The sequence below is a fragment of the Streptomyces sp. NRRL F-6676 genome (assembly GCF_000725625.1).
Taxonomy (GTDB): domain Bacteria; phylum Actinomycetota; class Actinomycetes; order Streptomycetales; family Streptomycetaceae; genus Streptomyces.
The window spans coordinates 1-1,420 of record NZ_JOHS01000117.1; the positions used below are offsets into that span (position 1 = coordinate 1).

The following is a 1,420-nucleotide window of genomic DNA, read 5'->3' on the forward strand; positions in this document are numbered from 1 at the left end:
TAGTGCTTCGTCAGGTTCTGGGCTGTCTGCGGCTTCTCCGAGGGCGGGGCAGGGGTCGTCCGCAGGTGGTGCAGGTACCGGTCCAGCACCTCAGCAGGTCCTGAAGAACGTCGAGGACCTGGTAGAGGGTCAGGCCGGTGTGCGGACTTTTGGGTCGTGCCGCCGGAGAGTGAGGAAGGCCTGGGCGGCGGTGACGAGGGTGACGTGGTGGTGCCAGCCGCGCCAGGTGCGGCCCTCGAAGTGGTCCAGTCCGAGGCCGTGCTTGAGCTCGCGGTAGTCGTGCTCGATCCGCCAGCGCATCTTTGCCCACCGCACCAGGTCAGCGACTGGGGTGGCGGCGGGTAGGTTCGATATCCAGTAGTCCGTCGGAGTGTCATGGCCGTCCGGCCATTCGACAAGGAGTGTCTGGACGGGCAGGACGCCGTCCCACCGGTTGCGGCCGCCGCCGGCCTCCTGAGCTGCGGCCAGGGACTGCTTGCCCGCAGGCCGCGCTGTCAGCACCGCGAACCGTGAGGTCATCGTGCCTTTGCTGCCCTGCCTCCAGGTCACCTCGGTGAACCGCTCCGCACCCGCCTCCGCGGCGAGGACGCAGACGGCTCGTGGTGGGGTGCGGTAGCGGGGAAGGGTAGGTGGTCCGAGCCCGCCATAAGCAGGCTGGTGCGGCTCGGCATCCTCAGGGTGGGCGACTTCCTTCCCGTTCAGTGCCAGAACGTAGGACAGCCCTCGCGCCTGGAGACCGAGCCGGAACGGGGTGCTGACGCCGTAGCCGGCGTCGGCGACCACGACCGGAGCCTTCAGCTGCCACTGGGCGAGTGTGTCCAGCAGGCCGAGCGCCAGACGCCACTTCTCCCGGTGCACCACGTCGTCGGGAACTCCTGCCCTGCGGCACCGGTCCGCCTCGTCCGTCCACTCACGCGGCAGATACAACTGCCACTCCAACGGGCACGAGGCGGTGTCGGTGGCGGCATGGACACTGACCGCGACCTGGCAGTTCGCCCGTTTCCCGACCGCTCCGCAGTACTGGCGGGCCACCCCGACCGACGCCTTGCCGCACTTGGGAAACGACACGTCGTCGATCACCCACACCTCAGGTGTGATCACCTCGACCAGCCGCTCGGCGATCCGCCGTCTGACCGGCAGCGGATCCCACGGCGACTGGTTCACGAACTGCTGCAGGGCCTGCATGTTCCCGTCCGGCAGACGCCCGGCCATCGGCTGGACCGACTTGCGCCGTCCGTCCAGCATCAGACCCCGCAGATAACACGCACCCCACCGCCGCTGATCCCGCCGCGGCACCGAGGCGAACACATCGGCAACGAACTCCGCCAACTCACCCCGGAGCCGTTCCACCTCCCCCAACCTCATACCGAGAAGATGCCCAACACCAGGCGAGATCACCCAACGTAACGAAGCACTACTA

Annotated in this window: 1 protein-coding gene; it reads right to left on the bottom strand. The window is 68.1% G+C overall.

From position 1 onward, the window contains the following. Positions 1-129 precede the first annotated feature (129 nt). Positions 130-1,365, bottom strand: a complete 1,236-nt coding sequence (locus tag IO29_RS31235; RefSeq protein ID WP_078618605.1) for an IS701 family transposase — start codon at positions 1,363-1,365, stop codon at positions 130-132. Between the last annotated feature and the right edge of the window lie 55 nt (positions 1,366-1,420).